Consider the following 8,946-nt stretch of genomic DNA (forward strand, 5'->3'; position numbering starts at 1 on the left):
AGAAAAAGACTTTTTACCCATCTTTATGAGTTAGCGTATGAAAACACCATTGTATTTGTAGGTCACAGCCTGCAAGACCATAACATCAGATTCGTAATGCATATGTTGGAAAAAGAATCTCCTCATGGTCAAAGACATTACCTCCTGAAACCGGGGGTTGAGCAAATAGAACGAGAATTTTGGGCAGAGAAAAAAATTACCGCTTTGGATCTTGGATTCGAGGATTTTTTGAATCAAATAGAAAGTTCTATTCCAGACAATGAGCGAGCTTTATCATTAATTCGTCCTGCCAAAACACACCCTATTCAAAGCGTTTTTAATTCTCATGTGCAGCCTTCTGAAGAGTTGATTGATTTTCTTGAAGTTCAAGTACAGTGGATCACACCGCAGCTTTCTGCAGCAAAAGCTAACCCAAAAGATTTTTTTAAAGGCATTAACCAAGGGTGGTCCCCTATACTTGATGACTTGGCAATCAGCAGGAAGCTGGAAGATGCTATCTTTGAATATGCTTTATCTCTCCCTGAGATAGGAAGGCAAGGTGCTGTAGATTTTTTTCTGGTTAAAGGTGAGGCAGGAGCCGGAAAGAGCGTGCTTCTAAGAAAGCTCGCCACGAAAGCAGCTGATTCATCTTTGGGGATAATTTTCTGGGTAAACGATAATGCGAGTCCTGATCCCTACCTTATTGAGGAGCTTATTTCAAAGTCTGCAGAGCGTGTTTTTCTGTTTTGGGATGATGCTGCGATAAATGCTCAGGCAATAAATCGCTTTATTACAAAAGCCGATGAAAAAAACTTGAATGTTACTTTGGTCAGTAGTGAAAGATACAACGAATGGAATACTCGTTGTGAAGAACTGGATGAATTAGTAACTGATAAGTTTGAGCTGAAATATCTTTCTGAAGAAGAAATTGATTCATTAGTTAGAAAACTTGAAGAACATGACTCGCTAGGACCTAATCTCAGAGATAAGAATCATCAGCAGCGGTGTTTAGAATTTAAAGAAATTCACGGAAGACAACTCCTAGTAGCCCTTCATGAGGCAACAATGGGGGAACCCTTTGAAGATATAATATTCAATGAATACAACAATATATATCCAGAGAGTGCTAAAAGAATTTATCTGACCGTTTGCACACTCAACAGGCTCAAAGTTCCTGTTAGGGCTGGTCTGATGTCAAGGATTCACGAAATTTCTTTTGAGGACTTTAATAGAAGGTTTTATAAGCCTCTAGAAAAAGTAGTCATAGCCAAAGGAGGTAACGTTGACGACATCCATTACTATGCACGCCACTCAGAAATTGCCGAGATTGTTTTTCGAAGAGCTCTTTCAAATAACGACGACCGATATCAAGAATACATCAGAATAGTCAATAAACTTAATATATCTTTTAGCTCAGATAAGTCATCATTCAGATCTCTGATCCGTGCTAAATCATTGATTGAATTATTTCCTGATCATGAAGATGTGGTTTCAATATATTCACAGGCACGGGCATCTATTGGTGATGAGCCATACTTACTCCAGCAAATAGCAAATTATGAACGGTTGAGACCAAACGGTAGCCTAGACAGAGCTAAAGATTTGCTAATTGAGGCCAGTGAACAGGCCCCTTACGATCAAAGTATTCTTCATAGTTTAAGTGTTGTATGGAGAGACAAAAGCTATTTAACTGATGACCTAGAGCTAAAAAAGAAATTTAGGCTTGAGTCACGATCATACCTTGAAACAATTGCAAAAAAATGGGGAAGTACAAGCTATATTTCAAGTAGTTATGTCGAGCTATCAATTTCCCAGCTTGAAGACATCATCAATGAAGAATCATCCACCTCCTATACTATCAGGGAAGCTATAAGAAGAGTTCAGCATGAGATTACAGAAAATAAAAGACAATATCCCTCCGACAGTCACCTTCTGGAACTTGAAGAAAGATTTGCGAATTTAGTCAATGATAATGAGGCAGCCTTTAAGGCTCTCAAAAAAGCATTTGAAGAAAGTGATAGAGAACCATATATAGCAATCAGGCTATCTGACAGTTATGTTGAAAGGAAACAACCGGAGGGAGCAAAAGAAGTCTTGCAATCAGCATTGGAACGTAAACGCTCTGATCATCGCCTTAATTATCATTATGCTGAACTACTCAGAAACCATTTCCCTGAGGATATTGACTCGTTGCTTTACCACTATAGAAGGGGATTCACCCCAGGCGATAGTAATTTCCAAGCTCAATTCTGGTATGCCAGATATGCCTTTTTTTCACACGATGAGAACAAGCATAAAGAGGCGCTTGAAATCTTTGAAAACCTCAGAAAAGCGCGGTTACCGCACAATAGTAAAATCGATATTCGTGCCTACGATACGAGAGGGGGTGAAAAAGTTCAGCATTCAGGAGTAGTCAGAGTAAAGAGGAGTGGCTTTGGCTTTTTAATAATTGATGGAACTGGTTACGATATATTTTTTCCCGCAGAAAATGTTCAAGATGATATGTGGGATGCGATCAGAGAAGGAGACCGGGTAAGGTTTGCGATTGGGTATGCTTTCAAAGGACCTCAAGCATGTAATATCCATGTCTGAACGACGTCATTGAGTATCAATGCTAAAGGCTAACTGCAACCATGTAGGTGAGAAATTGAACAATCCAATGAACTCATTGATATCAAAATAATATGGGCCATCGTAAAACAACTAGCTTGAGCTTGCTGCTGCAAAGAGAAACATAAGAAGATTAATGTGGGGTATCTTATGGGGTATTTCTAATTACACTTTTCAACTAAACCCAGTTAAATCATATATATGCTTACTATTTGATTGACGCAGCCCCACCATTACATTGTCTAACGACATCTATTATGTACACAAATGCCTGCATTTATGCGGGCTTTATTATTTTCGGTATTGTCTCATAATTGAAAAGAACAAGTTCCATCCAACTTTCTCCAAGATATTCCCTCCAAGCGTTTATAGTTTGTTTATCTCCATACCTGTCTGAGGTGATCCCCATGAAAAAAATCACGCTAGTTTGCTTTATGTTATTTAGCATGATGGTTGATGCTGATAGTGTCAGTAAGGAAGAAACTTGTGATGGGTGGGTAAATAAGGCCAAGCAGTTTATGAAGGTTCGGCAGAACAACACGCCTATTCATGAAGCGATGAAGATGACGGTGGGCAACTTTTCTCGTGGCTTGATGTTGCGAGCCTATAACGAAGCCGTGGCAGAAGAGGGTGAAAAGCAGAGGGTTATCGAGCATTTTGCCGAGATGATTGAAAATGAGTGTATAAACGAGCCTGAATAATCACTATCGGTCTGCCTTTACTGCGCATCTGATTGTTTTTCTTGACGGACTTCGGATTGATTTGCGCCGATGCATGTCGGTTTTTTCACTGGATTGTATTTGATAGCATGGGATGTCGCTTATTCATGCAAGCGATTGTTATATAGGTAATTACTTTTTTATTTTCATTGACTTATAAGTGGTGTTTACTATAGAAAACATATTATTTGTAAGTGTAAATACTTGCACAAAAGATATGGTCTTTGTTCTTTGGTATTTTATCTAGATTTCAATCACAGTTATGAATAAGCAAAACTAAACATCTTTTATAAGGTTGTGTAGACTGACTTTATAAAAATTAACACCCCAGAGTGAACGCAAAAGGGGATTCAAAAAGATAATGCTCGATGCAGATTAGAGAAAAACTCAGTTTAATCGTGATTGTCAGTATTCTGCTGACATCCATACCCGCTGCTATATGGGTCAGCGCCTATTCCAAAGAAAAGCTTCTTAATCGTGAAATAAACAATCTATTAGCCGTTACACAAAGTCAGGTTGATATTACCACTCAGAAATTGAGTTATGCCGAGCCCAAGTTGAAAGGCTTAGCTCGTTTATTACAGCAAGAACTGAGCAAACCTGTCACGGATGAGGAAATCGACACCTTTTCTGAAACGATGCAGCTCAACGATGATGGTATTTGGCGAAATAAAGAAGACCAATATGACGGTCAGGTTCATGCTGGTATTTTCTTACCCGACTCAGCAGCCTTAACAGATGAGCAAAAAGTAAAACATCTTCGTATCAAGCGAGTCATGGAAGTATTCGGCTCATCGGCTAATCGTTCATTCGAAAATGTCTGGTACTTATCTCCTGATTTACGCAGTGAGGTTATTTTTGATTTTCACTATCCTCAATTCGTGTTTGATCAAGATGCTGCCAATGATTACACACAAACCCCTTGGGTAGGGTTGACGTCACCGTCTCAAAATCCAGAAAAGCAGTACATATTTACACCGCCGTTATTTGATCCGGTTAATCAAAAATGGATGGTCAGTGCTTTATATCCGCTCTATGTCAATGGTCAATGGATTGGATCACTGGGTGAGGATATGCAGCTGAGTAATGTGCTTGGTTTTACCTTTAACTCACAGCAATTTTATCCAGACACACAGCATTTTCTTGTTGATGAGCAAGGACATTTTATCCTCGCCGGTCAGTGGCAGAAACAGCTCGAGTCAGCTGATGAAGCTCAGGTAACTGCTTTTCTTGATACTGAAAGCGAGCTTAAAGAGCTGCTAACACAGATTACTGACCATACACCAAAACTTGCTGCCAGAGATATTAGTGTTGATGGTAAAAACTACATTGCTATCTCCATGTTAGTGAAGCCGATTGACTGGCATTACTTTAAGCTCATCCCTGTCGATGATTTGGTAGAACCTGTTAATCAGTTGTTAGCGATTTTGATGGCTGTGTTGTTTGCCGTGACGATTATCTCCGGTTGGTTAATTACCATGGCTGTGAATAAGAATGTGATTTCACGTATTACACGTCTGACTCGTGAAATGACGCGCTTCGAGTCGGGTCAGAAGGTGGCCTTGGCTGCTGAACTGAAAGGTAACGATGAAATCACCCTTGCTGCAAGTGCGTTTGATTCGATGGCTGAGCGTATCGATTCCTATCTCAGCCGACTTGCTGAGAGTAAAAAGTCATTAGCTGAAAGTGAAAGTCGCTGGAAACTGGCACTGGAATCGACCGGTGATGGTGTATGGGATATCGATCTCGAAGCTGGCAAGGCAACGTATTCTGAGCGTTGGAAGAAAATGTTGGGCTATATGGATGATAGTTTCCCAGACACACTAACCGAGACATCAGAATACATTCACCCAGAGGATAGAGAGCAAGCCAGACTGCGTTTCAGAGGGTATATTTCAGGCGAATATGCCAATTATCAAGATGAGTTTCGTTTACTTTGTGGTGATGGTTCGTGGAAATGGATTATGGCGCGGGGCATGATTATCAAGCGTGATAAAAATTTAAAACCACAACGCATGATAGGCACCAGTACCGATATTTCTTACTTCAAGAAAATTCAGGATGAGCTGCGTAGCAATACAGCCAAACTCAGAGAACTGCTTGAATATAGCCCAATTGCGGTTCGTATTGTCACCAATAACCGTAAGAAAATTGTTTTTGCTAATAAACGTTATGCAGAACTGGTTAATCAAAGTAGAGATAAGTTACACCATCTCAATCCATTTGCATTTTATGTTGATCCCTCTGTAGTAAAAAGCTACTTAAACCAAATCATTGAAGGTAAGACAATCTATAACCAGCTGACTGAGCTGAAAATAACAGGCCAGGAAATAAAGTGGACATTGGCTTCATACTTACCCATTCAATATGGTGGCGAAGACTGCAATATTGGTTGGTTTTACGATATTACTGATCGCTTGAAAAACGAAGAAGCGCTTCGATTACATGCCAGCGTGTTCAACGATGCCTGGGAAGGAATTCTTATTACGGACAAAGAAAACCGGATTATCAGTGTCAATAAGGCCTTTACAGAAATTACGGGGTATACAAAGGACGAGTTAATCGGAAAGGATCCAAAAATCCTGGCTTCAGGGAGGCAGAGCTCAGAATTTTACAAGGAAATGTGGGATTGCATCGAAACAGAAGGGCGCTGGCGTGGAGAAATATGGAATCGTAAAAAGAATGGGGAATTTTTCGCTGAAATCCTGACGGTTAGTGCGATCAAAAATTCTCAAGGTGAAATTATCAGTTACCTTGGGTTATTTGTCGATATTACCGAAATTAAAAAAACAGAACATTTATTAGTGAATATGGCGCATTACGATGCGTTGACCCAGCTAGCAAATCGTACATTACTCTCAGATCGGTTGGAGCAGGCTCTTTCCGTTGCTAAACGCAACGAGAAAATTTTGGCGGTGTGTTTCCTCGATTTAGATGGCTTCAAACCGGTTAATGATGAGTTTGGTCATGAAACGGGCGATAAGCTTTTAGTTGCTGTGGCAGAAAGGCTAAGGCAAGTGACGCGCTCTGGTGATACTGCTGCCAGGATGGGCGGTGATGAATTTGTCGTACTCATCAGCAATATCAATAGTATTGATGAGCTTGACCCCATCTTGACCAGGTTGAGCCAGAAAATAGCAGAACCCATCAAACTTAATCGCCGAAAACATCATGTGACGGCCAGTATTGGTGTCGCGATTTACCCTATTGATAATGTCGATGGCGACACACTGATCCGCCATGCCGATTTGGCTATGTATGAAGCCAAACAAGCTGGTCGAGATGGCTATCATATATTTGATGCCAAGCTCGATCAGCAAATGCACGAATACCACACACAATTGGAGCGCTTACACTTGGCTTTAATTGGCGAAGAATTCCGTCTGTATTATCAGCCCAAAGTCGATCTCCGTCATGGGCGCGTGATCGGGGTAGAAGCACTGATCCGTTGGCAACACCCTGAAAAAGGTTTATTAGGTGCCATGGAGTTTTTGCCTATCGTCGAAGGGCATGAGTTCAGCGTTGAAATGGGGGATTGGGTATTAAAAACGGCGTTGAAACAGCTGAATGCGTGGCAAGAGCAAGGGCTCAATATTCAGGTCAGTATTAATGTGTCTGCCAAGCAAATTCAACACACTGATTTTCTGAAGAAGCTGGAAGCATCACTGAATCAATATGAAAGCATATCCCCCGAATCGATTGAGCTGGAGATATTGGAAACATCGGCATTGGAAACCGTGCAGACATCTCAGGTTGTGGCCGCTGCGAGTAATTATCTCGGCGTGCCGTTTGCATTAGATGACTTTGGAACTGGCTACTCTTCATTGACTTATCTGAGAAAGTTACCGGTGAAGACATTAAAAATCGATCAGAGCTTTGTAAGAGATATGCTGAGAAATGATGAAGATATGGCTATCGTTAAAGGCATTATTGAACTCGCACAGGTTTTTAAACGTGACATCATTGCTGAAGGTGTGGAATCAACGGAGCATTTTCAGTACCTGCTTGATATGGGATGTGACATGGCCCAAGGCTACGCTATCGCTAAACCTATGCCTGCAGAAGAGGTGTGCGACTGGATAAAAAATTATGAAAAAGCTCAACAGGGTAAAAGTGAATAATGGCAAATATTCTTCTCGATAAAACACATAAACAACTGATTCAATCAGCCATTGGTTTGGGCAATTGGTTATTAAATTTTGATGTGTTATCTGCAGATGATAAAAAAGCAGTGATAGCTATACAGGATGTTCTGAAAAAATTACCGAAAATCAATGATGGCACGCTAGCGATGTTGGGTGTGAGTATTGAAACGGGTGATGAAGAACAAGGATTGGTTCGAGGATGGGATGTCAGCGTGGAGTACTTTGCTGATGATCCTGAACAACAGGGTGGACTAGAACTATTCAGCTCTTATCTGCCGATACCTGAGACAACAGATAAAGACATTTTGGCCTTAAAGAAACAACATGAGGTGTATTTTCATTGGCCAATAGGGGATGTGTGTAACCTGGTGAAACAGGAACAGGCAGAGCAGTGGATGAAAGAGGTAAGCCAACCCGAAGCCTTGCTTATGACGGGAAGTCGATTAAGAGCAGAACTGGTTTACAAAGATTTTTATTCTGAGATTGAGTTGCCATTCTGAGATAACAGGCAAAAAAAAAGCCTGAGAAAATCAGGCTTTTACATTTAGGTTATTACCTTGAGTGGCAGTAGGTGCGGGTAGTGCCGAATCGATAAGTTTGAGTGCATTGGCACCATCGAGTTTGGCTTTGTTGTTACTCATTTGAGCACTCTTCACCATAAGATAGTCATCAATACTGATCTTTGGGCTGCCTTGTGTTGCTGAAATACTCATTTCTTACCTCCTACTTTTTGTGCCATCTTACATGACCTTCGTCATTTCCAACGATAAATAGTTCACATAATTATGTATCGGCACGAGCTTGTAAAACTATAGCTTTCATTATGTTGCCGTGATACTGCATGAGTTAATCAACATCATTTACCATAAAAAAAGGGAGCCGAAGCTCCCTAATTGAACGACTGTATGAGATACCTTAGGCAGTGGCTAAACTTTTTTTGCGTAGGCTTAAGAAACCTAATAATGCTGGTGCAAATAAAAATAAAGCGGCTGGCAGTGGGACGGCTGAAACAGACACGTCATACTGAACAGCACCTGAAGTGGCATCAACAATACTTAATACGTAATCAACACCTGTTACTAAAACAGCAGTAAAACTGAAGTCTTCAGTGATGGCATATGAGACAGTGCTACCGACAGCACCAAACACTAATGTTGCTGCTGTGATAGCAGGGTTGAAAGACCACCCTATGACAACAGGTGTATCTACATCAGTAGAAAGAGTGAATGCTGAATTCCAATCACCCGCATTTGAAACAGTACCACCAGCAAGCACAACAGCGTTGTCTGATAAATAAACGTTTTGACTAGCACCGTCTGCATCGACTGCACTAAGTGACAACGTTGCAGCATTCACACTGATTGAGAAAAATAAAGCTACGACAAATAGCATCGCTTTTTTCATAAAAATTCCCTTATGTTTAGATTGAAAAAACAAGCAATGCAACCCAGCCATCTTCACTTGGAAGACCTGTGGCTTTCCGACCCCGCCTC

General features: G+C 40.8%; 6 protein-coding genes. 4 read left to right on the top strand and 2 right to left on the bottom strand.

Features of this window, described 5'->3' with window-relative positions:
* From B4K20_RS02875 to B4K20_RS02890, 4 genes are all read left to right on the top strand, one after another.
* On the top strand, window positions 1-2,571 hold a 2,571-nt coding region (locus B4K20_RS02875), incomplete at its 5' end, for a cold shock domain-containing protein (RefSeq protein WP_289281811.1).
* Between the two features lie 425 nt (window positions 2,572-2,996).
* Window positions 2,997-3,290, top strand: a complete 294-nt coding sequence (locus B4K20_RS02880) for a hypothetical protein (RefSeq protein ID WP_289281812.1) — start codon at window positions 2,997-2,999, stop codon at window positions 3,288-3,290.
* Window positions 3,291-3,676: 386 nt separating this feature from the next.
* Complete coding sequence (locus B4K20_RS02885; RefSeq protein ID WP_289281813.1) at window positions 3,677-7,429, top strand: EAL domain-containing protein; 3,753 nt, start codon at window positions 3,677-3,679, stop codon at window positions 7,427-7,429.
* Window positions 7,429-7,953, top strand: a complete 525-nt coding sequence (locus B4K20_RS02890; RefSeq protein ID WP_289281814.1) for a hypothetical protein — start codon at window positions 7,429-7,431, stop codon at window positions 7,951-7,953. The genes B4K20_RS02885 and B4K20_RS02890 overlap by 1 nt, the downstream gene beginning before the upstream one ends.
* Window positions 7,954-7,983: 30 nt before the next feature.
* On the opposite strand, the gene B4K20_RS02895 is transcribed toward B4K20_RS02890, so the two are convergent.
* Complete coding sequence (locus B4K20_RS02895) at window positions 7,984-8,166, bottom strand: hypothetical protein (protein ID WP_289245040.1); 183 nt, start codon at window positions 8,164-8,166, stop codon at window positions 7,984-7,986.
* A gap of 202 nt (window positions 8,167-8,368) precedes the next feature.
* Window positions 8,369-8,946: hypothetical protein (locus B4K20_RS02900; protein WP_289281815.1), on the bottom strand; the 578-nt coding region annotated here is incomplete at its 5' end.

This window comes from Methylophaga sp. UBA5088 (assembly GCF_002414625.1).
Lineage (GTDB): Bacteria > Pseudomonadota > Gammaproteobacteria > Nitrosococcales > Methylophagaceae > Methylophaga > Methylophaga marina.

What these genes read in the sequence shown, in the direction of transcription:
- B4K20_RS02880 (WP_289281812.1), top strand. Translation starts at nt 2,997, where the DNA reads ATGAAAAAAATCACGCTAGTTTGCTTTATGTTATTTAGCATGATGGTT.
- B4K20_RS02885 (WP_289281813.1), top strand. Translation starts at nt 3,677, where the DNA reads ATGCAGATTAGAGAAAAACTCAGTTTAATCGTGATTGTCAGTATTCTG.
- B4K20_RS02890 (WP_289281814.1), top strand. Translation starts at nt 7,429, where the DNA reads ATGGCAAATATTCTTCTCGATAAAACACATAAACAACTGATTCAATCA.
- B4K20_RS02895 (WP_289245040.1), bottom strand. Translation starts at nt 8,166, where the DNA reads ATGAGTATTTCAGCAACACAAGGCAGCCCAAAGATCAGTATTGATGAC.